The sequence below is a fragment of the Stenotrophomonas sp. Marseille-Q5258 genome (genome assembly GCF_946900935.1).
Classification (GTDB): domain Bacteria; phylum Pseudomonadota; class Gammaproteobacteria; order Xanthomonadales; family Xanthomonadaceae; genus Stenotrophomonas; species Stenotrophomonas nematodicola.
This window is the reverse complement of sequence record NZ_CAMPPN010000008.1, coordinates 148,930-170,996: the sequence shown is the minus strand read 5'-3', so window position 1 is coordinate 170,996 and position 22,067 is coordinate 148,930. Positions and strand designations below refer to the sequence as shown.

At 68.1% G+C, this 22,067-nt stretch carries 21 protein-coding genes; 11 read left to right on the top strand and 10 right to left on the bottom strand.

Features of this window, described 5'->3' with window-relative positions:
- The first annotated feature begins 243 nt into the window (after positions 1-243).
- The gene (locus OC534_RS06750) at positions 244-1,158 is read left to right on the top strand and encodes an oxygenase MpaB family protein (protein WP_153164945.1); all 915 of its coding nucleotides are present in this window, start codon (positions 244-246) and stop codon (positions 1,156-1,158) included.
- 65 nt (positions 1,159-1,223) lie between these two features.
- On the opposite strand, the gene OC534_RS06745 is transcribed toward OC534_RS06750, so the two are convergent.
- Positions 1,224-3,344 (bottom strand): M13 family metallopeptidase, encoded by a 2,121-nt coding sequence (locus tag OC534_RS06745; RefSeq protein ID WP_136003516.1) that lies wholly within the window; start codon positions 3,342-3,344, stop codon positions 1,224-1,226.
- Between the two features lie 303 nt (positions 3,345-3,647).
- Between OC534_RS06745 and OC534_RS06740 the strand changes: the two genes are divergently transcribed.
- On the top strand, positions 3,648-6,581 hold the full coding sequence (locus OC534_RS06740; protein WP_243746311.1) for an EAL domain-containing protein: 2,934 nt from the start codon (positions 3,648-3,650) through the stop codon (positions 6,579-6,581).
- Positions 6,582-6,606: 25 nt separating this feature from the next.
- Here the strand turns inward: OC534_RS06740 and OC534_RS06735 are convergent, their stop codons facing one another.
- Positions 6,607-7,488: a LysR family transcriptional regulator gene (locus tag OC534_RS06735; RefSeq protein ID WP_262071586.1), complete on the bottom strand. Its 882-nt coding sequence runs from the start codon at positions 7,486-7,488 to the stop codon at positions 6,607-6,609.
- A 97-nt stretch (positions 7,489-7,585) separates the two neighbouring features.
- Here OC534_RS06735 and OC534_RS06730 point away from each other — a divergent pair, with 97 nt between their 5' ends.
- The 3 genes from OC534_RS06730 (at position 7,586) to OC534_RS06720 (ending at position 10,712) form a co-directional block, all read left to right on the top strand.
- Entirely contained in the window at positions 7,586-7,996 is a 411-nt protein-coding gene (locus OC534_RS06730) for a DoxX family protein (protein WP_136003518.1), read from the top strand.
- A gap of 38 nt (positions 7,997-8,034) precedes the next feature.
- A complete protein-coding gene (locus OC534_RS06725) occupies positions 8,035-8,859 on the top strand; it encodes a class III extradiol ring-cleavage dioxygenase (RefSeq protein WP_017356514.1) in 825 nt (274 codons plus the stop codon).
- Positions 8,860-9,068: 209 nt separating this feature from the next.
- Entirely contained in the window at positions 9,069-10,712 is a 1,644-nt protein-coding gene (locus tag OC534_RS06720) for a Na+/H+ antiporter (protein WP_017356513.1), read from the top strand.
- Positions 10,713-10,763: 51 nt separating this feature from the next.
- Here OC534_RS06720 and OC534_RS06715 read toward each other — a convergent pair whose 3' ends face one another.
- A complete protein-coding gene (locus OC534_RS06715) occupies positions 10,764-11,012 on the bottom strand; it encodes a DUF3297 family protein (protein WP_026070836.1) in 249 nt (82 codons plus the stop codon).
- A gap of 136 nt (positions 11,013-11,148) precedes the next feature.
- On the opposite strand from OC534_RS06715, the gene OC534_RS06710 reads away from it, so the two are divergent.
- Entirely contained in the window at positions 11,149-11,691 is a 543-nt protein-coding gene (locus OC534_RS06710) for a hypothetical protein (RefSeq protein ID WP_017356511.1), read from the top strand.
- Between the two features lie 60 nt (positions 11,692-11,751).
- Here the strand turns inward: OC534_RS06710 and OC534_RS06705 are convergent, their stop codons facing one another.
- The 5 genes from OC534_RS06705 to msrB form a co-directional block, all read right to left on the bottom strand.
- The gene (locus OC534_RS06705) at positions 11,752-12,027 is read right to left on the bottom strand and encodes a DUF4031 domain-containing protein (RefSeq protein WP_017356510.1); all 276 of its coding nucleotides are present in this window, start codon (positions 12,025-12,027) and stop codon (positions 11,752-11,754) included.
- A 12-nt stretch (positions 12,028-12,039) separates the two neighbouring features.
- The gene (locus OC534_RS06700) at positions 12,040-12,552 is read right to left on the bottom strand and encodes a hypothetical protein (RefSeq protein WP_136003522.1); all 513 of its coding nucleotides are present in this window, start codon (positions 12,550-12,552) and stop codon (positions 12,040-12,042) included.
- Between the two features lie 95 nt (positions 12,553-12,647).
- The gene (gene motB / locus OC534_RS06695; protein ID WP_017356508.1) at positions 12,648-13,625 is read right to left on the bottom strand and encodes a flagellar motor protein MotB; all 978 of its coding nucleotides are present in this window, start codon (positions 13,623-13,625) and stop codon (positions 12,648-12,650) included.
- A gap of 9 nt (positions 13,626-13,634) precedes the next feature.
- Positions 13,635-14,489 carry a flagellar motor stator protein MotA gene (gene motA / locus OC534_RS06690; RefSeq protein ID WP_017356507.1) on the bottom strand — a complete coding sequence of 285 codons (855 nt, stop codon included), beginning with the start codon at positions 14,487-14,489 and terminating at the stop codon, positions 13,635-13,637.
- 121 nt (positions 14,490-14,610) lie between these two features.
- Complete coding sequence (msrB, locus tag OC534_RS06685) at positions 14,611-15,078, bottom strand: peptide-methionine (R)-S-oxide reductase MsrB (RefSeq protein WP_017356506.1); 468 nt, start codon at positions 15,076-15,078, stop codon at positions 14,611-14,613.
- A 128-nt stretch (positions 15,079-15,206) separates the two neighbouring features.
- On the opposite strand from msrB, the gene OC534_RS06680 reads away from it, so the two are divergent.
- Positions 15,207-15,629, top strand: a complete 423-nt coding sequence (locus OC534_RS06680; RefSeq protein WP_017356505.1) for a hypothetical protein — start codon at positions 15,207-15,209, stop codon at positions 15,627-15,629.
- 307 nt (positions 15,630-15,936) lie between these two features.
- Complete coding sequence (locus OC534_RS06675; protein WP_017356504.1) at positions 15,937-16,107, top strand: hypothetical protein; 171 nt, start codon at positions 15,937-15,939, stop codon at positions 16,105-16,107.
- Between the two features lie 57 nt (positions 16,108-16,164).
- Here the strand turns inward: OC534_RS06675 and OC534_RS06670 are convergent, their stop codons facing one another.
- Complete coding sequence (locus tag OC534_RS06670; protein ID WP_017356503.1) at positions 16,165-16,644, bottom strand: Lrp/AsnC ligand binding domain-containing protein; 480 nt, start codon at positions 16,642-16,644, stop codon at positions 16,165-16,167.
- A 148-nt stretch (positions 16,645-16,792) separates the two neighbouring features.
- Between OC534_RS06670 and OC534_RS06665 the strand changes: the two genes are divergently transcribed.
- Positions 16,793-18,103 carry a D-amino acid dehydrogenase gene (locus OC534_RS06665; protein WP_153164940.1) on the top strand — a complete coding sequence of 437 codons (1,311 nt, stop codon included), beginning with the start codon at positions 16,793-16,795 and terminating at the stop codon, positions 18,101-18,103.
- Positions 18,082-19,161: an alanine racemase gene (gene alr, locus OC534_RS06660; RefSeq protein ID WP_166472573.1), complete on the top strand. Its 1,080-nt coding sequence runs from the start codon at positions 18,082-18,084 to the stop codon at positions 19,159-19,161. The genes OC534_RS06665 and alr overlap by 22 nt, the downstream gene beginning before the upstream one ends.
- A 74-nt stretch (positions 19,162-19,235) precedes the next feature.
- Here alr and OC534_RS06655 read toward each other — a convergent pair whose 3' ends face one another.
- Positions 19,236-19,805 carry a DUF3016 domain-containing protein gene (locus OC534_RS06655; RefSeq protein ID WP_017356500.1) on the bottom strand — a complete coding sequence of 190 codons (570 nt, stop codon included), beginning with the start codon at positions 19,803-19,805 and terminating at the stop codon, positions 19,236-19,238.
- Between the two features lie 250 nt (positions 19,806-20,055).
- On the opposite strand from OC534_RS06655, the gene OC534_RS06650 reads away from it, so the two are divergent.
- Positions 20,056-22,020, top strand: coding sequence for an ATP-binding protein (locus OC534_RS06650; RefSeq protein ID WP_136003530.1), 1,965 nt, complete (start codon positions 20,056-20,058; stop codon positions 22,018-22,020).
- Positions 22,021-22,067: the final 47 nt, after the last annotated feature.

Sequence of the window (22,067 nt, the reverse complement as noted above, 5' to 3'; positions counted from 1 at the left end):
TTCCAGCGGACGGTGCAATGGGGAGAACGCGAAGGGCGGCCGACCGTTTTTCTGAATGCGGGTGGCGTGATGCAGTGCATCATTGCGCGCGCAGCCTGCGACAAGATGTCGCAGGGTGATTCATGTTGCGGGTGCACATGAAACGCGCCGTGACCGGGGTGGGTCGCCGCCCCGGCCGGGATCGGCCAGAATCGAGGCCGACCGCGCAGCCAGCGGTCGTTTCTCCCGCCGACCGGACCTGCGATGCCGCCGCTGCTCAACCGTCTCTCCCGCCCGATTGCGGCGCCCATCCGACGCTGGGTCCTGGACGCGTTCCCGCGCGGCCAGAGCAACATCGACTACGACCATCCGCAGGGCGATCCGGGCTGGTTTGGCCCGGACAGCGCCACCTGGCGCGTGCATGCGGAGCTGCCCGGGATGCTCGCCGGCGGCCTGTGCGCGCTGATGCTGCAGACCCTGCACCCGTTGGCCTTGGCGGGGGTATACGACCACTCCAACTTCCGCGGCGACCTGGTCGGCCGGCTGCGCCGCACCACCGCTTTCGTGGCGGGCACGAGCTATGCCCCCGCCGGCGAAGTGGAGACGCTGGTTGCCCGGGTCAAACGCATTCATGCGCAGGTGCGCGGGCATACCCCGGACGGGCAGGCCTACGCCGCCGACGATCCGGATCTGCTGACCTGGGTTCACGTCACCGAGGCGTACGGCTTCCTGCAGGGCTGCCGCCGCTATTGCCGTGAGGTACCGGCGTCGGTTGCCGACCGCTATTACGACGAGTACCGCCGCGTGGCCGAGGCATTGGGGGCGACCGCAGTGCCGGCCTCGGAAGCGGAGGTGGCGGCGTACTTCGTGCGGGAGCTGCCGCGGTTGCGCTTCGATGCGCGCTCGCGCGAGGTGCTGGCGGTGCTCGCCGGCATCCGACTGCCGGTGCCGATGGCGGGGCTGTCGCGTGATCTGTTCCTCGGTGCGGGCGCCGCGTTGCTGCCGCCGTGGGCGGTGTCGATGCTGGAACGCACTGCGCTGCAACGGGCGCAGGCGCAGACCTCGGCCCGCCTGTTGCGTGGCATGGCGCCGCTGTTCCGCCGCGCGCTGCCGGATGGTGTGGCCACCCGCGCCTGCGCCCGCGTCGGTGTGCCGGCCAGCGTGCTCACGAGGTGGTGACAGAGTGGCGCGCATAAAAAAACGGGCGCCGAAGCGCCCGTTTTCCGATCATCGCACCGCGATGATCACCACACTTTGACCCGCTTGTCCGGGGCCAGGTACAGCTTCTGGCCTTCCTTGACGTCGAACGCCGGGTACCACGCGTCCAGGTTGCGCACAGTGAGCGCGCGGAACTGGCCGGGGGCATGCACGTTGGTCAGCAGCGCGTTGCGCAGCGCCTGCTCGCGGGCCTTGCTGCGCCAGGCCTGGGCGAACCCGAGGAAGAAGCGCTGGTCCGGCGTGAAGCCTTCCAGCGTCTGTGCCGGCTTGCCCTGCAGCGAGAGCTGGTAGGCATCGTAGGCGGTGGCCAGACCGGCCACGTCGGCGATGTTTTCGCCCAGCGTCAGGCGCCCGTTGACCGACACACCCGGGAAGGGCTGGTAGCTGCTGAACTGCGCGGCCAACGCGTCGCCGGCGGCGTTGAACTGCTTGAGGTCATCGGCAGTCCACCAGTTGTCCAGCTTGCCGGTTTCGTCGAACAGCGCACCGGCGTTGTCGAAGCCGTGGCTGATCTCGTGGCCGATCACCGCGCCGATCGCGCCGTAGTTCACCGCGTCGTCGGCGGCCCCGTCGAAGAACGGCGGCTGCAGGATCGCGGCCGGGAACACCAGGCGGTTCTCCAGCGGCACGTTCATCGCATTGATGGTCTGCGGCAGCATCGCCCACTCGGTGTGGTCCACCGGCTTGCCCAGCTTGGCGATGTTGCGCTGGTACTCGAACAGCTCCGCACGCGCGGCATTGCCCAGCGCATCGTCGCGCTTGACCTCCAGCCCGCTGTAATCGCGCCAGGTGTCCGGGTAGCCCATGCCCACGGTAAGCCCGGCAACCTTGGCCTTGGCGCGGGCCTTGGTCTGCGGCGACATCCATGCCAGCGCATCGATCCGCTTGGCGAAGGCGGCGATGATGTTCCTGGCCATCTCGTCGGCGCGTGCCTTGGTGGCCGGGTCGAAGTGACGCTCGACGTACAGCTTGCCGATCGCTTCGCCGACGGCGTGGTTGCTGTCGTCCACCGCGCGTTTCCAGCGCTCGCTCTGCTGCGGGGTGCCGTTCAGCGCGGTGCCGTGGAAGGCGAAGCGCGCGTCGGCGAATGCCTTCGGCAGGTAAGGCGCGGCGCGATCCAGGGCATGGAAGGCGAGATAGTCCTTCCACACTTCCAGAGGCTCGGTGGCGACCAGGCGCGAGATGCCCGCCACGGCCTTGGGCTGCCACACGATGAAGTCCTGCTGCCCGCCCAGACTGGCGCCGGCCAGGAACGCGCTCCAGTCCATGCCCGGCGCCTTGGCGCTCAGGTCGGCCTGCGTCCAGGCGTTGGCGCCCTTGGCCACATCGTTGGTTTCTTCCTGGGTGGCGTGCGCCTGGGCGATCCGGGTTTCCAGGGCGAGGATGCGCTGTGCCTTGCCGGCGGGATCGGCAACGCCGGCAAGCTGCAGCACCTGGGCGATGTAGGCCTGGTATTGCTTGCGCAGTTCGGCCATGCGGCCGCCCTGCAGGTAGAAGTCGCGGTCCGGCATGCCCAGGCCGCCCTGCACCAGGTACGGTGCGGTGCGGTCCGGCTGCAGCAGATCCACCGAGACCCACACGCCGAACAGGCGGTCGGTGTAGAAGTTGGTCGCGTTCAGCAGGTCGACGTCGGCGCGCAGGGTGCCGCCCAGGGTGGTGGCCAGCGCGGATTTGTCGGCAACGGCGGCGATGGCATCCAAGGTGGGCTTCACCGGGGCCAGGCCCCGCGACTCGATGCCCGCTTCGTCCATGTAGGCCGCGTAGTAGTCACCGATCAGCCTGGCTTCGCCTTCGGCCTTGGCATCGGCGGCAGCGCCTTCGAGGATCGCGCGGGTGTCGGCCAGGGTCTTTTCGGCGATGACGTTGAAACTGCCATAGCTGGAGCGGTCGGCGGGGATCTCGGTGGTCCTCACCCAGGTGCCGTTGGCGAAGCCGAAGAAGTCATCGCCTGCGGCGAGGCTGCGGTCCATGCCGGCGATATCGAAACCAAAGCTGCCCAGCTGCGGCTTGGCCGGGGCGGGCGCGGCGGCGGTGTCCGTGGCGGGGGAGGCCGGCGGTGCGGCCGGTTCACGGTCGCAGGCAGCCAGGCTCAGCGACAGGCTGGCGGCAATGGCGAGCATCAGGGTGGGGCGGCGCAGCTTGGACATGGACCTTCTCAGGCAACGGAAAGAACCTAGTTTAGTCCTCCGGCGCAGGTCGGATCGGGCCGCATGCCCGATCGCCCATTGGCCAGATTCCGCTCTTCCCGCACGGCTGCCGCTGGTGCATGCTGGGGCCGGCAGGACCGTTCCGCGCCAGGGTGCCAGGGGAGGCATCGCGTGGACACGATTGCAGGCGTCAAGAAACGGGGGCTTCGGCCGCTCAGGTTTGGGGGAAACCAGGAAGCGTTTGCGCATGAAGTCAGCCCGCTATGAAGGGAGCCGTTTGCGATGCCCGCGTTGAACCGTGTGATGGCTCGGCCACTGCGGACGATCGTCTGGTTGGGCAGTGCGCTGGCCGTGCTGCTGGCCGCTGCGTTGGGCGTCATGCTGGCCAACGACTACCAGCGGCGCCTGGAAGCCGCGCAACGCCAGAGCTCCGCGCTGGCGGCGGGCTCGCAGCGCCTGTTGCGATTGGAACTGCGCAACCTGGAACGGGCCATGCTGGGCATTGCCGACGACGGCGCCAAACTGTTCCAGCGCGTGCCGGAGCAGGCGCCGGAGCTGCTCGATGACGCCATCGCCGGGGTGCTGCAGCGGCATGCCGAGCTGGACAGCATCGTGGTGGTGGACCAGCACGGGCGCGCGCTGACCAGCGGCAGCGGTGATCTGCACCTGCCGTTGTGGGCGATGGAGTCCAACCGGGGCACCGGAAGCGCGCTGTACATCGGCCCGCCGCAGGCATTGGACGGCTATCGCTGGGTGCTGCCGCTGGCGCTGCGCATGGGCGAGGACCGCTGGCTGCTCAGCCGCCTGCACACCGACGAGCTGACCTCGATCATCAGCGGCCTGGACACCGGCGAGTACGGGGTGATCTCGATCACCGACGCCCAGGGCTATGTGCTGGCACGCAGCCCCGACCCGCTCGGGGCCACCGGACAGCGCTTCGGCCTGGCCCGGCGCGAGATGCTGCGCACCGATGCGGTGACGCCACTGGGCATCGAAACCAGCGCGGTGGACCAGATCGAACGCATCTCCACGCTGACCACGCTCGGCCAGTATCCGCTGGCGGTCTACGCCGGCCTGGGCCGTCGCGATGTGCTGGCACCGTGGTGGCCTTACGCGTACGCATCGATGGGCGTGTACCTGGCGTACTGGGTGGTCTTTCTCGGGGTGTACTTCAGCCTGCGCCGCGCCAGCGTGCACCAGGATGTGCTGACCGAGGAACTGCGTACCGGCCACGCCGAGCTGCGCCTGGCCCACCAGGTCGGCAAGGTCTGCACCTGGTACGTGGACGAGGATGCGTGCGTGCTGCGCTGGTCACCGTTGGCGCGCGAGATCTTCGGCGTGGAGATCGACAGCCTGCCGGTTGCCGATTTCTTCGCCCGCGTGCACCGCGACGACGCACCGCGCATGCAGGCCGCCTTCGACGCCGCCTTCGCCGGTACGGCGGTGCTGGATGAAATGTTCCGCGTGGTGCTGCCTGGCGGGGCCGTCCGCTGGGTGTCCGCGCGCGGCCAGCGGGTGGCGGTGGTGGATCGGCAGCGGCGCATGATCGGCGCGCTCACCGATGTCAGCGAGCGCGTGCAGGCGCTGGCACGGGTGCAGCAGGCCGAGCGCCAGTTCCGCCTGCTGTTCGACCGCAATCCGGCACCGTTCTGGGTGTTCGACCCCGATACGCTGCGCTTCCTGGAAGTGAACGAGGCCGCGGTCCGCCAGTACGGGTTCAGCCGTGACGAGTTCCTGTCCATGAGCATTCTCGACATCCGCCCGCGCGAAGGCTGGGATGAGATCCGTGGCGCCATCGCACAGGCGCGCATCGGCGATGTGCAGGACGCCACGGTGCGCATGCACCGGCGCAAGGACGGCACCGTGTTCGAGGTCCGCGCCCACCTGGCACGGCTGGACTTCGACGGGCGCCAGGCGTGCCTGGTCCTGGCCGAGGACGTCAGCGAGCGTCTGGCCTACGAGCGCGACCTGGCCTACCACGCCACCCACAACCCGGCCACCGGCCTGCTCAATACGCGTGCGTTGGCCGAACAGTTGGACGCCGCCGGCGGCGGCTACACCATCGCCTATGTGCAGTTCCGCGGGTTGCAGCTGGTGGCCGATACGCTGGGCCGCGAAGTGGGCGAGGTGGTGCTGCAGGCGATGGCCAAGCGCCTGGGCGGGCTCGGTGCGCGTTATGGCGCGCTGGCGTTCCAGCCGGCCGAGGACTTCATCTTTGCCATCGACGACGGCCACGACCGCCAGTCGGCGCTGGACACGCTGGTGCAGACCGTGTCCGAACCGGTACGCGGGCAGGATTGGCTGCACCAGTTCGAGCCGCGCATCGGCGTGGCGGTGAAGTTCGACGGCGATGTGCTGCCGGCCGAACAGGTGATCGGCATGGCCGCGCAGGCCGCGCACGCGGCGCGCGACGAAGGCAGCGTGATCGCCTGGTACGACAACACGGTCAGCTCGCGGCTGGCCGAGCGGCTGCGCCTGGCCGGTCGCATCCACAGCGCGATCGATGCCGAGTTCGAGCTGTACTTCCAGCCCATCTGCCATGCCAGCGACGGCACCCCGGCCGCGCTGGAGGCACTGCTGCGCTGGCCGCAGCCGGATGGCAGCTTCATTCCCCCGGGCGAGTTCATCCAGCTGTGCGAAGACACCGGGTTGATCCTGGCGCTGGGCCGCTGGGTGATCCGTGCGGCGGCACAGGCGCAGCGGCAACTGGTCGATGCCGGCTGGGGCGTGCTGCCGATCGCGGTGAACGTCTCGGCGGTGCAGTTCTTCAACAGCGACCTGGTGGCCGAGTTCACCCGCGCCAGCCAGGAGTTCGGCCTGGCGCGGGGCGCGCTGCAGGTGGAACTGACCGAGAGCAGCCTGATGCGCAAGCCGGCGCAGGCCAAGCAGACCATGCAGCGCCTGCACGAGCAGGGCATCTGCATTTCGCTGGACGATTTCGGCACGGGTTATTCCAACATGTCCTACCTGCAGCATCTGCCGCTGGACATTCTGAAGATCGACCGCAGCTTCGTGGCCGATGTGGAAACCAATCCGCGCAACGCCTCGATCTGCCGTGCGCTGTTGTCGCTGGGCCACAGCATGGGGCTGACCATCATCGCCGAAGGCGTGGAAACGCCCGGGCAGCACCAGTGGCTGGCCGCGCACGGCTGCGACCAGGTGCAGGGCTACCTGCTGGGCCGGCCGGCGCCGCTGTGCGAGGTGATCGCGCGGCTGGAGACCGCCGACGCGGTGTAGCGCCGCGCGCTGCGCTTCACGCGGTTCAGGCCAGCGCTTGGACCAGGTAGTCGATGAAGCTGCGCACCTTCGGTGCGAGGTGGTTGCGGCTGGTGTAGACCGCATGGATGCCGACGGGCGGCACTTCCCAGTCGGGAAGAATGCGTTGCAGTCGGCCATCGGCCAGCGCATCGTCAACCAGGAAATCCGGCTGCAGGATGATGCCCAGGCCGGCGATCGCCGCGTCGCGCAGCACATCGCCGTTGTTGGCGCGGATGCCGCCGCGGATGGCCACGCTGACCTCGCCGCGTGGGCCGCGCAGCTGCCAGGCATCGCCGCCGCCCCAGTCGCTGTAATTCAGGCACTGGTGACCGGCCAGGTCCTCCGGCTGCTGCGGGTGGCCATAGGCGGCCAGGTAGGCCGGTGACGCGCACAGGGTGATGCGGGCGTCGGCGAGTTTGCGCGCGATCAGCGTCGGGCCCGGCTGCCGGGTGATGCGGATGGCCACGTCGAAGCCTTCTTCGACCATGTCCACCAGGCGGTCGGACAACGACAGATCCAACTGCACCTGCGGATACCGCGCGCGGTAGCCGGCCAGCAGCGGGCCAAGCCGGGCGATGCCGTAGCTGACCGGCGCGTTGACCCGCAGCAGGCCGGAGGGCTCCAGCGCCTGCGCGCCGATGCTGGCCTCCAGTGCGTCGAACTGCGCCAGCAGCTGCACGCATTGGGCGTAGTAGGCCGCGCCGGTGCTGGTCGGGCTCACCCGGCGGGTAGTGCGGTTGAGCAGGCGCGTGGACAGGCGCTGTTCCAGTGCCGCGATCTGCCGGGTGACCCCGGCCGTGGACATGTCCAGCGCCTGCGCGGCGGCGCTGAACCCGTTGCGCTCGACCACGGCCACGAACACGCGCATTGCATCCAGAGTGTCCATTGTTGCGGTTCCGGTAATAAACAGCGTCGGGTGATCGTATTTATTGGTGCTGGTGTGCGCAATAACCTGTCCACACCGCACTCCGCCGAGGTTTCCCATGCACGCCCCCGCCCACCGTACCGCCTCCCTGGCCCCCTATGGCGCGACCGCGCTGCGCTGGGCGCTGGGGGCGCTGTTCCTCGTCCACGGGCTGACCAAGCTGCTGGTGTTCACCCCGGCCGGCACCGCCGCCTATTTCCAGTCGCTGGGCCTGCCCGGTGCCTTGGGCTACGCCACCATCGCCCTGGAGCTGACCCTCGCCGCCGCGCTCCTGCTGGGCCTCTTCGCGCGCTGGGTCGGCCTGATCGGCGTGCCGCTGCTGCTGGGCACCATCGTTACCGTTCACGGCGCCAACGGCTTCAGCTTCGCCAACGCTGGGGGCGGTTGGGAATACCCGGCGTTCTGGGCGCTGGCCCTGCTGGTGCTGTTCTGCATTGGCGACGGCAAATGGACGTTGGCCTCGCGCTGAATCTGCCCACGCCCCCCCGCCTCTTACTGGAGCTTCCGATGACCCGTCTGCCGTCGCTGTACATCTCGCACGGTTCGCCGATGACCGCGCTCAACCCCGGCCTGGTCGGTGAGCGCCTGGCCGACCTGGCCGCCACGCTGCCGCGCCCGCGCGCGATCGTCATGGCCTCGGCCCACTGGCTGACCCGCCAGCCGGCGGTCGGCGGGCACCCGCGGCCGCCGACCATCCACGATTTCGGCGGCTTCCCGCAGGCGCTGTTCGACCTGCAGTACCCGGCGCCGGGCGATCCGACGCTGGCCCGCGAGGTTGCCGAGCGGCTGGGGGCGGCCGGACTGCCGACGGTGATCGATGCCGCTCGTGGCCTGGACCACGGCGCGTGGGTGCCGCTGCGCTTCCTCTACCCGCAGGCGGACATTCCGGTGGTTCCGCTGGCGATCCAGCCGCTGCTCGGGCCGGCCCATCAACTGGCGCTGGGCCGCGCGCTGGCACCGTTGCGCGAGCAGGGGGTGCTGGTGATCGGATCGGGCAGCATCACCCACAACCTGCATGACTGGGGCCACTACCAGGACGGCAAGGACGCACCCTATGTGCGGCCCTTCATCGACTGGGTGGAGCAGCGGCTGGCGGCCGACGACAGCGCCGCGCTGCTCGACTACCGCCGCCAGGCACCGTATGCCGAGCGCGCGCATCCCACCGATGAACACCTGCAGCCGCTGTACGTCGCGATGGGCGCGGCCGGTGCGGACACGTTGGGCGCGCAGCGCATCGATGCCGGTATCGATGCCGGTTTCCTGGCGATGGACATCTACCGCTTCGATGGCGGTGATGTCGCCCGGCCGGCTTCAGCCAGTGCGGGACCATGAGCCCCGGCATCGCCACGCGTGATGTGCAGGGCCACCCGGTGTGCGGCATGCGGCAACGGACTATCCGATGGACCACGCAGCATCGGCTGTCCCTCCACTGAGCCGACGCGCACGCGCGCGTTCGCGCGACGGCAGGGGTGTGGTACGTTTTTTCCGTTTCCGGCGCCGGCTGTCCGCAGCCTCCCCCCGCGCTGCCCACTGGAAAATGCATGCATACCATTGAAGTCGTCCTGGCGATGCTGGTGGCCGTGGTGGCCAGCGGCTACCTCGTCCGGGTCCTGCCGCTGTCGCTGCCGTTGCCGCTCGTGCAGATCGGCCTCGGGGCGGTGATCGCCGGCGTGTTCAACCGCGGCCACGCGCTGGAACCGGAGATGTTCTTCCTGTTGTTCCTGCCGCCACTGCTGTTTCTGGATGGTTGGCGCATTCCCAAACAGGGCCTGTTCCGCGACAAGGGCGTGATCCTGGAACTGGCCTTCGGGCTGGTGGTGTTCACCGTGATCGGTGCGGGCTTGCTGATTCACTGGATGATTCCGGTGATGCCGCTGGCGGTGGCCTTCGCATTGGCCGCGATCATCTCGCCCACCGATCCGGTGGCGGTCGGGTCGATCGCCGCGCGTGCGCCGATTCCCAAACGCCTGATGCACATCCTGGAAGGTGAGTCGCTGCTCAACGATGCGTCCGGACTGGTCTGCTTCCGCTTCGCGGTGGCGGCGGTAATGACCGGAACGTTCTCGCTGGCCAGCGCCTCGCTGACCTTCCTGTGGGTGGCCGTGGCGGGCCTGGCGATCGGCGTGGCGGTGACGTTGGGCGTGTCCACCTTCCAGCGCTGGCTGTGGCGGCGCTTCGGCGAGGAGCCGGGCGCGGCGCTGCTGGTCAACCTGCTGATTCCCTTCGCGGCCTATCTGCTGGCCGAAGAAGCCAATGCCTCGGGCATCCTGTCGGCCGTCGCCGCAGGCATCACGATGAGCTATGTCGAGCTGACCGGCCGCGTCTCCGGCAGCATGCGCGTGCAGCGTGCCGCGGTGTGGGGGATGCTGCAGTTCAGCTTCAACGGCATCATGTTCGTGCTGCTCGGCGAGCAGCTTCCGGGCATCGTCGAGCGCGCGATCACCACCGTCAGCGAGAGTGGCCATCACAGTCCGTGGTGGCTGCTGGTGTACGTGGTGGTGATCAACCTGGCGCTGGTGGTGCTGCGCCTGGCCTGGGTATGGTTGTCGCTGCGCTGGAGCCTGCTGCGTGCGCGCCACCGTGGCGAAGTCCAGCAGGGCACGCCGTGGCGGGTGGTGGTGGCAACGTCGGTCGCCGGCGTACGCGGCGCGATCACCCTGGCCGGCGTGCTGACCCTGCCGCTGTTCCTGCCCGATGGCAGCGCCTTCCCGGCGCGCGATCTGGTGATCTTCCTGGCGGCGGCGGTGATCCTGGTGTCGCTGATCGGCGCCAGCGTGGCCTTGCCGCGTCTGTTGAAGGGACTGGAGCTGCCCGCCGATTCGGGTGACCGCAAGGCCGAGGACCTGGCCCGCAAGCTCGCTTCCAAGGCGGCCCTGGCCGGCGTGGAGCGCATGCGCCAGCAACTGGTGCAGAACCAGACCACCGAGAACGTGCAGCTCTACAACGATGCCGCCTCGCGGGTCAGCCTGCTGTACCAGCGCAATCTGGAGAAGGACAACGGACCCGATGCCGATCCGGAAAAGGTGAAGCGGATGGAGCAGGGCTACCGGCAGCTGCGCACCGCCGGTCTCACCGCCGAGCGTGAAGAGCTGTTCCGCCTGACCCGGCGCGGCAAGATCTCCGATGAGGTCTCGCGCCGGCTGATCCGCAACCTGGATCTGCTGGAAACCCGGCAACGGGATTGACGGCCCAGCCGCCAATCCCGGGCAGCCACCGACCGCGGGCCGGTGGACCGGTTACTCGGCCTTCTGGTCCAGGTAGTAAGCCACCACGGTGCCCTTGACCTTGATCGTCATCGGGTTGCCGCGGCGGTCACGCGCCTTGCCGGCCTGCACGCGGATCCAGCCTTCGCTGACCGAATACTCCTCGACGTTGTCGCGCTCGACGTCGTTGAAGCGGATGCCAACCCCGCGCTCCAGCGCGGCGGCGTCGTGGAAGGGGCTGGCCGGGTTGATCGCCAGGTGATCGGGAGGGGTATCGCTCATGGTCATCGGGTACTGACGGCCACCACGGCCATCTTCTGCCGTACAGGATAAACCGCAGCGGCGCCCAGGCCGAATTTCGCTTCCTGCCAACGCCATCCCACGGCAGAATGCGCCCCTGCCTCCAGGAATACCGGTCATGCCCGACAACAGCGATTATTTCGACTTCGAAGAAGAAGAACGCGATTTCGACGAAGACGACTTCGAGGCGCGCATCTGGAACCTGTTCGTCCTGATCAACCCGGGCGACGAGGAACTGGCGTTGCAGCAGTTCAACCGCTGGCGCGAAACGCTGCTGGAAAGCGGCGAGGAGATCGATGAAGAGGCCGAGTGGCTGCCCCCGCTGCTGACGGCCATCGCCTGGCAGTCCGGCTTCGAGGTCGAACGCGGCGATGCCGATGCGCTGATGTCGGCGGTCAACGAACTGTCCGCGCGCTGGAACCTGCAGCTGGACTGGGGCGGCGACCTGGACGACGAAGACTTCGCTGCCGGCGTGGACGCCCCGCAGCTGATGGCCACGGCGTACGACCGCCTGCGCGAGCACAACTATTCGTTGTGGAGCGTGGATGCCGGTACCGATGGCCTGGCAGGCTGGATGGCGCTCAGCCGCGACGATGACGCGATGCTTGCGTTGTGCTCGCTGCTGGGCGTGGAAGTGCGGCCGGGCAGCGATCCGTTCTGACACCAGCGGAGGCGCCGGCTGTGGGGCGGCCGAGTGTGGCCGGCAACCACGCGATGGGGGTCAGGGCGCGTACTGCGCGCGGGCGTTGGCGATCACTGCTTTGACCAGGGCGCGGTCGGTGTGGCGCGAAATCGGCCGCGCGCCCAGTGCGATGGCCTGCAGGCGCATCGGGGCGGTTACGTCGTAGTGCGCGCCGCTGCGGCGGTTCTGGAAGGCCCGCCGCGGAATCCCGAGCTGCGCCGCCAGGGCGTGCAGCTCGGGCAGGGTGTCGGCCATCAGATGCGCCCAGCGCTCGCCGCGCCAGGGGTGTACCGCATCGTCCACATAGACCGTCACCGGGGGCCGCGATCAGCCCTTGGGCTGCGCGTCGGCGTCGGCCGGGGTGGCGTCGGCAGCCGGAGCGTCAGCGGCATCGGCGGCATCGGCAGCCACCTCGGTGCCGGCATCGGCGTCGCCGTCGGCGGCTTCGTCTTCACCGTCCACACCTTCGAACTCGGACACCAGCTGGGCCAGGTACTCGTCGGCGGTCTTGCCTTCTTCGGCGGCCAGGTCGTCGATCATCTGCTGCATCTGGGTCGAGTATTCCAGAGTGACCTTGCGGCCTTCCTTCTCCTGGACATTGGACAGGTGCTTGAGCATGGCCAGCATCGGGATCGGGTTGTCCGCGTTGCCCATCGTCTGGCCGCCGATGGCCAGCAGCCATTCGGTGCCCTGCAGGCCGATCGCGGCAACCACCTGGCCTTCCTCGTTCTGCAGGACGGCGTGGTTCTGCACCGGCTGCTGGGCGTTCAGGCGCTGGATCGGACGCTTGGGCTGCTGCTTCTTGCGCTTGTCGCGCTTGGCCTTGGACTGCTTGGACATGGGAACGGTCTATCTGTACGGGAAAGACCGTCATTGTAGTGCCGGCCGTCGGCCGGCTCCACGGATTCCGCACCCGCGTCGCCGGCCAGCCCGTCTCAGGGCGAGACGGGCGCCGGTACCACCGGTGCTGCCGGCCGCGCCGGCACGCCCTGGGTCGCCTGGATGTCGGCGTCCTGGGCGGTCGGCGACAACGCCACTTCCTGGCCCGCACCGGCCAGCGCCGCTGCCTCGGCGGCCTTGGTCATCACCACGATACTGATCCGGCGGTTGATCGGATTGTCCGGCTGGGTCTTGTCGAACAGCACCGACGACGACAGCCCGACCACGCGGGTGACCTTGTCCTCGGTCATCCCGCCATCCAGCAGCGCGCGCCGGGCCGCATTGGCGCGGTCGGCACTGAGCTCCCAGTTGCTGTAGCCATGCACGGCGGTGTACGCGGTGGTGTCGGTATGGCCGGTGATGCTGATCCGGTTCGGCACGTGGTTGATGAACTGCGACAGCTCGCGCAGGATCTCGCGCGTGTACGGCTTGAGCGCGGCACTGCCCATGTCGAACATCGGCCGGTTCTGCTTGTCCACGATCTGGATGCGCAACCCCTCCGGGGTGAGATCGAGCAGCAGCTGGTCCTTGAACGGCTCCAACGCCTGGCTCTTGCTGATCGCCTCCTCCAGCTCCTTCTTCAGCGCTTCCAGCTGCTGCTGTTCCCGTTCGCGCTCGGTCTGCGGAACCGGCTTGGCAGCCTGCTGGTCATGGAAGGGATCGTTGCTGTTGCCGCGCGAGATGTCGGTGGCGCCGCCCAGCTTGATCATCGAGGTGCTGGCGCCGCCAGGGCCGGCCATGCCCGGCGCTGGCGTGGCGCTCTGGCCGGCCAGCGGACTGGGATTGCGGAAGTACTCGGAAATGGCGGCGCGCTCGGGCTTGGTGGTGGCCGCCATCAGCCACAGCACGAGAAAGAACGCCATCATCGCGGTCACGAAATCGGCGTACGCCACCTTCCAGGCACCCCCGTGATGGGCGGCGTGGCCGGCCTTCCTGACCCGGCGGACGATGACGGTGGGTTTGTTCTCGGCCATGAGGGTGCCTTACTTGACCGTCTTGAGATGCTGCTCGAACTCGCTGAAGCCCGGACGCACGTTGGACGGCAGGGTCTTGCGGGCGAATTCGAGGGCGATCTTCGGGTTGTAGCCACGCAGGCAGGCCAGCAGCGCGGTCTTGACCGACTCATAGATGCGGCTGTCCTGCTCGGCGCGGGCCTCCACGGCCGCCGCCAGCGGGCCGACGAAGCCGTAGGCCAGCAGGATGCCCAGGAACGTACCGACCAGTGCGCCGGCCACGTGTGCGCCCACTTCGGTGATCTCACCACCGATCGAGCCCATCGTGATCACGATGCCCAGCACGGCGGCCACGATGCCGAAACCGGGCAGGCCGTCGGAGACCTTGTTGAGTACGGCCGCAGGCTGCATCGCTTCGGCATGGTGCTTTTCCAGCTCCATTTCCAGCAGCGGCTCCAGTTCGTGCGGCTCGATGTTGCTGCCGATCATCAGGCGCAGGCAGTCGGTCATGAAGTCGACCAGATGGTGATCGGCCTGCACCTTGGGGTAGTTGGCGAAGATCGCGCTCTCGGCCGGCCGCTCGACATGGTCTTCCAGCGCCATAAAGCCTTCGCGACGGGCCTTGTTGAGCAGTTCGTAGAGCAGGCTCAGCACATCGATGTAGTCCTGCTGCTTGTAGCGCGGGCCCTTGAACACGCCCACCGTGGCCTGCAGGGTCTGCTTGACGGTCTTGATCGGCGTGCCGATCAGGAACGCGCCCAGCGCCGCGCCACCGATGATGACCAGTTCATAGGGCTGCCACAGGGCAGCCAGTTTGCCGTGCGCGCCGACATAGCCGCCAAGCACGCTGAGGATGACGACGAGGAGTCCAACGATGATGAGCATGGGGCGGACGCGGGGAGGGGATACCTCCATGTCGGCCCGGCCCCCGCTTTTCTGAAGGGGGGCGTTGGTTGGACGTCACAGTTTTCAGGACGCGGAGATCCTCGCCGCCACCCCGGGTCCGTCAGCTGGCGGGGCCGGCCTCGGCACCGCCCCGCCGCAGCGGGTCCGGATACGGCGTGCCATTGGGCGTGAACGACAGCGAGACCGAGTTCAGGCAGTGCCGCTCATGGGTCGGCGGCGGGCCGTCCGGGAACACATGGCCCAGATGGCTGTCACACCGCGCGCAAACGATTTCGGTCCGGATCATGCCGTGACTGATGTCACGGATTTCGCGGACATGGGCCGGGTCGAACGGCGCGAAGAAGCTCGGCCACCCGGTCCCCGAGTCGAATTTCGTGCTGGAGCGGAACAGCGGCAGACCGCACAGCCGGCAGCCGTAGACGCCGTGCTGCTTGTTGTCCAGGAAGACCCCGCAGAACGGGGCCTCCGTGCCGTGGTGCAGCAGCACGCGCTGCTCGTCGGCACTGAGCCCGGCAATCAGTGCCTGGCGCTGGTCGGCGCTGGGCGGGGCAAGGTCGAAAGCGGTCATTGGCGGTTCCTCGGGGGCGTACCGGCAAGATTGGGCCGGCGGGCAGGGCGTTCAAGCGGCTGCGTTCATCGTGCTGATACCCGCGCGGGCGCAAGGTGACGTCCTGTCCCCCCAACCAGGAGCCCGCCATGAACCGCCCACGCCGCCTCGGTGCCGTGCTGCTGCTTCTGCTGCCGCTCCCGGCATTGGCGCAGATCGGCCCCCCGCCATCACCCACCGCCACCCGACCGGTGGTCGCGCCGCAACCGGCCCCGGCGCCGCTGCCCACGCCCGTGCGCCCCGCACCGGCCGACAGCCTTTCCGGCGAGTTGGCCCCGGTGAAGTCCAACAGCCAGGTGCAACAGCAGCTGCGCACCCATCCCATCCAGAGCAAAGGCCCGGCCGGCACGGCCCCCCTCCGGGGCCCCGCGTTGCAGCCCAAGGTCTACGACCGTCACGGCCGCATCATCCCCGGCGCCAGACAGGTCGGCCCCAACCGCGTGCTGGATACGCGCACCGGCAGGTATTACGACTCGGTTCCCAGCGCTGGCGGACAACAGATCCGGCCATAGAGCGTCGCAGACTGCGTAGGAGCGAAGCAGCGCACGCCCGTACGTGCGCACACCGTCATCCTGATGGTCGCGCACGGCCTCTGCGGCAATCCCGGACCCTGGGTTCTGGTTCCGATGCGATGTGCATGCGTGCACGAGTGAGTGAGCGGGCCAGCGCATGAACGCTTCACAACCGCGTCCCCCAGTCATCCGCATCAACGTGCAAGCTCACCGCTTTTTCGCCTGCGATTAACCGTTTTTCACGGACGCTGTGCGTGCGCCGCACTACACAGCGCATCCCCCAAGGCATTTCGAGAAGAGTGCAATCATGGCTAACCAGCAGAACCGCAATCCCGGCAAGGCACCGCAGGAACAGCAGGGTCAGCAGCAGAACCAGAAGGCGGGCCAGCAGAACCAGCAGCAGTGGGATCAGCAGAACCAGAAGGGCGGCAAGCAGCAGGACCAGCAGCGCCACCCGGACTCGAAACAGCAGCGCTGACGCGTTACACGCAATGATCAAGGCGGTGCGCACCCTGCGCGCCGCCTTCTGCGTCTGTCAGTCGGGAATCGGCAGCGTCAGCGTCTCTTTCACTTCTTCCATCACGATGTAGCTCTTCGACTCGCGCACGTGCGGTAGTGTCAGCAGCGTGCTGCCCAGCAGCTTGCGGTAGGAGGCCATCTCGCTGATCCGTGCCTTGAGCAGGTAGTCGAAATCGCCGGACACCAGATGGCACTCAAGCACGTTCGGCAGCTTCAGCGCCGCCCGTCGGAACTCCTCGAAAATGTCGCCGGATTTGTACGCCAGGCTGATTTCCACGAACACCAGCAGGCTCGCCTTGAGGTAGTGCGGATCCAGCTTGGCGTAGTACCCGGTGATGGCCCCGTCGCGCTCCAGCCGACGTACCCGCTCCGTGCAGGGCGTCGTCGACAGGCCCACCCGCTCACCCAGCTCGGTGAAGGAAATCCGGCCCTCGGCCTGCAGAATGCGCAGGATCTTCCGGTCGATCTTGTCCAGCTCGCGCGCGCGTACGGCCATCGTGTCAGCCTCTCGAGGATGTTTGCAGGACAATATCCTGCCTCAACTCCCAAAAACAGGCGAATTGATTGGTTTCGGCTGACTATACTTCCTCAATTGTGGTCCCGGCACGCTTATGTGCAGGGAATGATCGGGTTGGAGAAGTGTCATGCGCGTTCTAGTCCTTGGCAGTGGGGTAATCGGCACCACCAGTGCCTGGTACCTTCGGCAGGCCGGGTTTGAAGTCACGGTCGTCGACCGCCAGCCCGGTCCGGCGCTGGAAACCAGTTTCGCCAATGCCGGCCAGCTGTCATTCGGCTACACCTCACCGTGGGCCGCCCCCGGCGTGCCGCTCAAGGCGGTCAAATGGCTGTTCTCCGAACATGCCCCGCTGGCCATCCGGCCCGGCCTGGACTGGCACCAGTACCGCTGGCTCGCCCAGATGCTGCGCAACTGCACCCACGCGCGTTACGCCATCAACAAGGCGCGCATGGTGCGCATGTCCGAGTACAGCCGCGACTGCCTCAATGAACTGCGCACCCAGACCGGCATCCAGTTCGAAGGCCGCGACCTCGGCACCACCCAGCTGTTCCGCACCCAGCAGCAGCTGGATGCCTCGGCCCAGGACATCGAAATTCTCGCCCGGTACGACGTGCCCTACGAAGTGCTGGACCGGGCCGGCATCATCGCCCACGAACCGGCGCTGGCCGCCGTTGCCGACACCCTGGTCGGCGCGCTGCGCCTGCCCCGTGACCAGACCGGCGACTGCCAGCTGTTCACCCGTCGCCTGGCGCAGATGTGCGTCGATGCCGGTGTCGAGTTCCGCTTCGACCAGGACATCGCCGGCCTGCAGACCCAGGGCGACCGTATCACCGGAGTGCACATCAACGGCGCGCTGGAAACCGCCGACCGCTATGTGGTCGCGCTGGGCAGCTATTCGCCGGCCCTGGTCGACCCGCTCGGCCTGCGCCTGCCCGTGTACCCGCTGAAGGGCTACTCGCTGACGCTGCCGATCACCAACCCGGCAATGGCGCCTACCTCGACCATCCTGGACGAAAGCTACAAGGTGGCCGTGACCCGCTTCGACGACCGCATCCGCGTCGGCGGCATGGCCGAGGTCGGCGGCTTCGATCTGTCCCTGTCGCCGCGCCGCCGCGCCACCCTTGAGAAGGTCGTGCGTGACCTGTACCCGGAGGGCGGCGATCTGAGCCGCGCCGAGTTCTGGACCGGCCTGCGCCCGGCCACGCCCGATGGCACCCCGGTGATCGGCGCCACGCCGTACCGCAACCTGTTCCTCAACACCGGCCACGGCACCCTCGGGTGGACGATGGCCTGCGGCTCCGGCCGTTACCTCGCCGACCTGATGAGCGCGCGCCAGCCGCAGATCAGCACCGAAGGCCTGGATATCTTCCGTTACGGCCACGCGGCCGCATCCGTACGTCATAGTGAGCCTGAAGCATGCGTCCCGCCCGCGCGTTGATCGACCTGGATGCATTGCGCTCCAACTACCGTCTGGCCCGTGAGCTCGGTGGCGGCCGCAAGACCCTGGCCGCGATCAAGGCCGACGCCTATGGCCACGGTGCCGTGGCCTGCGCGCGCGCGCTGCAGGACGAGGCCGCCGATGCGTTCGGCGTGGCCTGCATCGAAGAGGCGCTGGAACTGCGCGAGGCCGGCATCACCACCCCGATCGTGCTGCTGGAAGGCTTCTTCGACGCCGACGAACTGCCGCTGATCGTCCAGCACGACCTGTGGTTCGCCGTGGCGGCGCCCTGGCAGGTCGACGCCGTCGCCGCGTTCCAGACCACGGCCACGCTGAGCATCTGGCTGAAGCTGGACAGCGGCATGCACCGGCTGGGCCTGTCGCCGGCCGACTTCCGGGCCGCGCACGCCCGTCTCGGCGCGCTGCCGCAGGTCGGGCCGATGGTACTGATGAGTCACATGGCCCGCGCCGATGAACTGGACAGCCCGCGCACCCGCGAGCAGGCCGCCGTCTTCGCGGCCGCCATCGAGGGGCTTGCCGGTGAGACCAGTCTGTGCAATTCGCCCGCGCTGCTGGGCTGGCCGGATGTGCGCAGCGACTGGGTGCGCCCGGGCCTGATGCTGTATGGGGCCAACCCGTTGCCGGTCGCATCGATGGCGACCGAACGCCTGCGCCCGGTGATGACGATGGAATCGAAGATCTTCGCCGAGCGCTGGATCGAAGCGGGCGAGCCGGTCGGCTATGGCGCCCGTTTCGTCGCCGAGGAGCGCACGCGGGTCGGCGTGGTCGCCCTGGGCTACGCCGATGGGTACCCGCAGTTCGCCCCCAATGGCACCCCGGTGCAGATCGATGGCCAGCCCGGCCGGGTGATCGGGCGGGTGTCGATGGACATGCTGACCGTGGACCTCACCGATCTGCCGCAGGCCGGCATCGGCAGCACCGTGACCCTGTGGGGCGCGTCGCCGCGGCTGGATGTGCTGGCGCCGCTGTGCGGGGTGAGCGCCTATCAGCTGCCGTGTGGGGTCAAGCGCGTGCCGCGCCGTTTTCTGCACGCCTGACCCGCAGCGCCGGCCCGGTAAAAGAAAGGCGGCACCCGCAGGGGCGCCGCCTTTTTCCGGGGTGCCACGCCCGTTCAGCGGCTGGCAGTGGCCGGCGCGCGCACGTCACGCTGGATCCAGTCGTCCAGCAGCTTCTTCTCGTACCGCAGCGGGTCGGTATCGCTCTGCAGGCCGATGTTGTGCAGGTAGCCGGTATCCACCAGCGTGCGCTCGCCCTGGGACACCACCGTACCCTGCGCATCCTTCAGGGTGAATGTCAGCGAGATGCGCGGCGGATAGATGTCGCGCATGATCCGCACGTCGCTGGCGCGCGGGCCGTGCCACGGCTCATAGTCGCCGGCGCGCTTGATGTCGGTCAGCGTCACATCCAGCGTCTGACCCGGCTGCAACTGCTTTCCGGCGGCGGTCTGCACGTACTGGCCCAACTGCTGCACCCAGTTCCCGCGCTCCGCATCAAACCGATTGGTGCTCTTGCGGATCTCGGTGAACTGCGCCGGATCGGTCCACTGCACGCGCACCGGGCCATCGCCGCTCAGCGCCCGCGGGGCCTGCGGGTCCGTCACGGTCCTTGGGCCCGCGGCCTGGGCCGCCCCCATCGCCAGCACGCACGCCAGCGCGGTGCTGATGATCATCGAACGTTTCATGGCATGTCCTCCTGCGTCATTGAGACAGGGAATACGAAAGGCAGTGTGATCCTGATCCGGGTGAGGGACAATCCTTCCACCGCGCCCGCTCCACCGGCGTTGCCGCCAATTCATCGGCGTCAATCCCACCCTTGGCGCTTGACGCTGCGAATACGCGCTCTGGAACATCCTGTGTCCCTCTGTTACGCCAGTTGCCCACTTGACGCCTTTGTCCAGCCTGCCCCCTACCACCCTGGAACGTCCCCCGGTCATGATCCCGGCGTCTGACCCCGTCCTGCACCGCGGGGTGCTGGAACGGATGAATGCCGGGTTCTGCATCATCCAAGTGCTGTTTGATGGCGATCATGCGGTGGATTACCGCTTCCTGGAGGTCAACGACGCCTTCGAGCGCAATACCGGTATCACTGATGCCGTCGGCAAGCGCATGAAGGCGCTGCAGCCGCAGCATGAACCGGAGTGGTACCGGCTGTACGGGCAGGTGGCACGCACCGGCACACCGCTGCAGTTCGAGCTGGAGGCCCGCGCGCTGTCACGCTGGTATTCGGTGGAAGCGGTGCGGGTGGGCGATCCGGCCGATCACCACGTGGCGGTGCTGTTCTTCGACGTGACCGCACGCAAGCAGATCGAAGTGGAACTGGCCGAAAGCGAGGCGCGCTTCAGCGCGCTGGCCGATGGCCTGCCGATGCCGGTATGGGTGCTGGACGAGCGTGGCCACGCCCGCTTCGTCAACAGTGCCTTCACCGAGTTTTTCGGCGGCGACGAACAGCGTGTGCCCGAGGATGTCTGGCGCGGCCTGGTGCACCCCGACGATGCCTCCGTGTTCGAGTACGAACTGCAGGAAGCACTCAAGGCGCAGCGGTCGATGCATGCACTGGTACGCGGGCGGCGCGCCGATGGCCAGTGGCGCTGGCTGGAAATGAACGCGCGCCCGCGCTTCTCGCGCATGGGTCGTTTCATCGGCCTGGCCGGCAGCAGCCCGGACGTGACCGAACGGCGTGAAATCGAAATGGCGCGCGAGGAGCTGCTGCAGTCCGAACGCGCCGCGCGTAGCGCCGCAGAGAACATGGCGCGGGTCAAAGATGAATTCCTGGCCACGCTGTCGCATGAGCTGCGCACACCGCTGACCACCATCCTGGGCTGGAGCGAACTGCTGCTCCAGCGCATCGATGAGACCAGCCCGATGTACAAAGGGCTGGGCGTGATCGCCAACAGCGCAATGGCACAGAAGCGCCTGATCTCGGACATGCTGGACCTGAGCAGCATGCTGCTGGGCAAGGTGCAGCTGGAAGTGGAAGTGCTGGACCTGCGCGCGCAGCTGATCGAGGCGATGCGCGCCCAGGAGCTGGTAGCCGAGGGCAAGGCGCTGAACACCAGCCTGGTGCTGCCCGACGACCCGTGTCTGGTGCTGGGCGATGCCACGCGCCTGCAGCAGATACTGTGGAACCTGCTCTCCAACGCGATCAAGTTCACCCCCGCCGAGGGCACCGTCGCGGTGACCTTGGCTGCCGATGCCGGGCACTGGTCGATCACCGTGACCGATTCCGGCGACGGCATCGCCCCCGAGTTCCTGCGCCACCTGTTCGGCCGTTTCCGTCAGGCCGACGGCACCACCACCCGCCGGCATGGCGGCCTGGGCCTGGGCCTGGCGATTGTGCAGCAGCTGGTGGAACTGCATGGGGGTGCGGTGGCGGCCAGCAGCGATGGCCAGGGCCACGGCGCAACGTTCACCGTGCGTCTGCCGCGTTACCAGCCGCAGGCCGACGGGCGCCCGCTGCGCGAGGTGTTCAGTGGCCCGATCAACGAGCAGATCATCGAGCCCTTCCCGCTCAAGGGCCTGCACCTGCTGGCCGTGGAGGACCAGCCGGAAGTGCTGGAGTACCTGCGGCGACTGCTCGAAGAGCAGGGGGCCCAGGTCACGGCGGCCGCCTCGGCCGGCGAGGCCCTGGCCCTGCTCGATGCGGGTGGACACGCCGCGATTGACGTGCTGCTGACCGATATCGGCATGCCCGGCATGGATGGCTACGGTCTGGTGCGGACCCTGCGCGAGGACATCGGCGTGGACGCCCAGGTGCTGCCCGCCGTGGCGGTCACGGCGCTGGCCCGTGCCGACGACCGCAAGCGGGCATTGGCCTCCGGCTTCCAGGAGCACGTGGCCAAGCCCTATTCGGTGGCGCAGCTGGTCTCAGCGGTACGGACGGTGCTGGCCGCGCGCTAGCCGTGTTGCCGGGCCGTATACGCCCGGCTTGGCACACTGGGCTGCCG

What these genes read in the sequence shown, in the direction of transcription:
- msrB (WP_017356506.1), bottom strand. Translation starts at nt 15,078, where the DNA reads ATGACCGCTTTCGACCTTGCCCCGCCCAGCGCCGACCAGCGCCAGGCA.
- OC534_RS06710 (WP_017356511.1), top strand. Translation starts at nt 11,149, where the DNA reads ATGCCCGACAACAGCGATTATTTCGACTTCGAAGAAGAAGAACGCGAT.
- OC534_RS06650 (WP_136003530.1), top strand. Translation starts at nt 20,056, where the DNA reads ATGATCCCGGCGTCTGACCCCGTCCTGCACCGCGGGGTGCTGGAACGG.
- OC534_RS06740 (WP_243746311.1), top strand. Translation starts at nt 3,648, where the DNA reads ATGGCTCGGCCACTGCGGACGATCGTCTGGTTGGGCAGTGCGCTGGCC.
- OC534_RS06725 (WP_017356514.1), top strand. Translation starts at nt 8,035, where the DNA reads ATGACCCGTCTGCCGTCGCTGTACATCTCGCACGGTTCGCCGATGACC.
- OC534_RS06700 (WP_136003522.1), bottom strand. Translation starts at nt 12,552, where the DNA reads ATGTCCAAGCAGTCCAAGGCCAAGCGCGACAAGCGCAAGAAGCAGCAG.
- motA (WP_017356507.1), bottom strand. Translation starts at nt 14,489, where the DNA reads ATGCTCATCATCGTTGGACTCCTCGTCGTCATCCTCAGCGTGCTTGGC.
- OC534_RS06655 (WP_017356500.1), bottom strand. Translation starts at nt 19,805, where the DNA reads ATGAAACGTTCGATGATCATCAGCACCGCGCTGGCGTGCGTGCTGGCG.
- OC534_RS06680 (WP_017356505.1), top strand. Translation starts at nt 15,207, where the DNA reads ATGAACCGCCCACGCCGCCTCGGTGCCGTGCTGCTGCTTCTGCTGCCG.
- OC534_RS06745 (WP_136003516.1), bottom strand. Translation starts at nt 3,344, where the DNA reads ATGTCCAAGCTGCGCCGCCCCACCCTGATGCTCGCCATTGCCGCCAGC.
- OC534_RS06720 (WP_017356513.1), top strand. Translation starts at nt 9,069, where the DNA reads ATGCATACCATTGAAGTCGTCCTGGCGATGCTGGTGGCCGTGGTGGCC.
- motB (WP_017356508.1), bottom strand. Translation starts at nt 13,625, where the DNA reads ATGGCCGAGAACAAACCCACCGTCATCGTCCGCCGGGTCAGGAAGGCC.
- OC534_RS06675 (WP_017356504.1), top strand. Translation starts at nt 15,937, where the DNA reads ATGGCTAACCAGCAGAACCGCAATCCCGGCAAGGCACCGCAGGAACAG.
- alr (WP_166472573.1), top strand. Translation starts at nt 18,082, where the DNA reads ATGCGTCCCGCCCGCGCGTTGATCGACCTGGATGCATTGCGCTCCAAC.
- OC534_RS06665 (WP_153164940.1), top strand. Translation starts at nt 16,793, where the DNA reads ATGCGCGTTCTAGTCCTTGGCAGTGGGGTAATCGGCACCACCAGTGCC.
- OC534_RS06750 (WP_153164945.1), top strand. Translation starts at nt 244, where the DNA reads ATGCCGCCGCTGCTCAACCGTCTCTCCCGCCCGATTGCGGCGCCCATC.
- OC534_RS06715 (WP_026070836.1), bottom strand. Translation starts at nt 11,012, where the DNA reads ATGAGCGATACCCCTCCCGATCACCTGGCGATCAACCCGGCCAGCCCC.
- OC534_RS06735 (WP_262071586.1), bottom strand. Translation starts at nt 7,488, where the DNA reads ATGGACACTCTGGATGCAATGCGCGTGTTCGTGGCCGTGGTCGAGCGC.
- OC534_RS06670 (WP_017356503.1), bottom strand. Translation starts at nt 16,644, where the DNA reads ATGGCCGTACGCGCGCGCGAGCTGGACAAGATCGACCGGAAGATCCTG.
- OC534_RS06730 (WP_136003518.1), top strand. Translation starts at nt 7,586, where the DNA reads ATGCACGCCCCCGCCCACCGTACCGCCTCCCTGGCCCCCTATGGCGCG.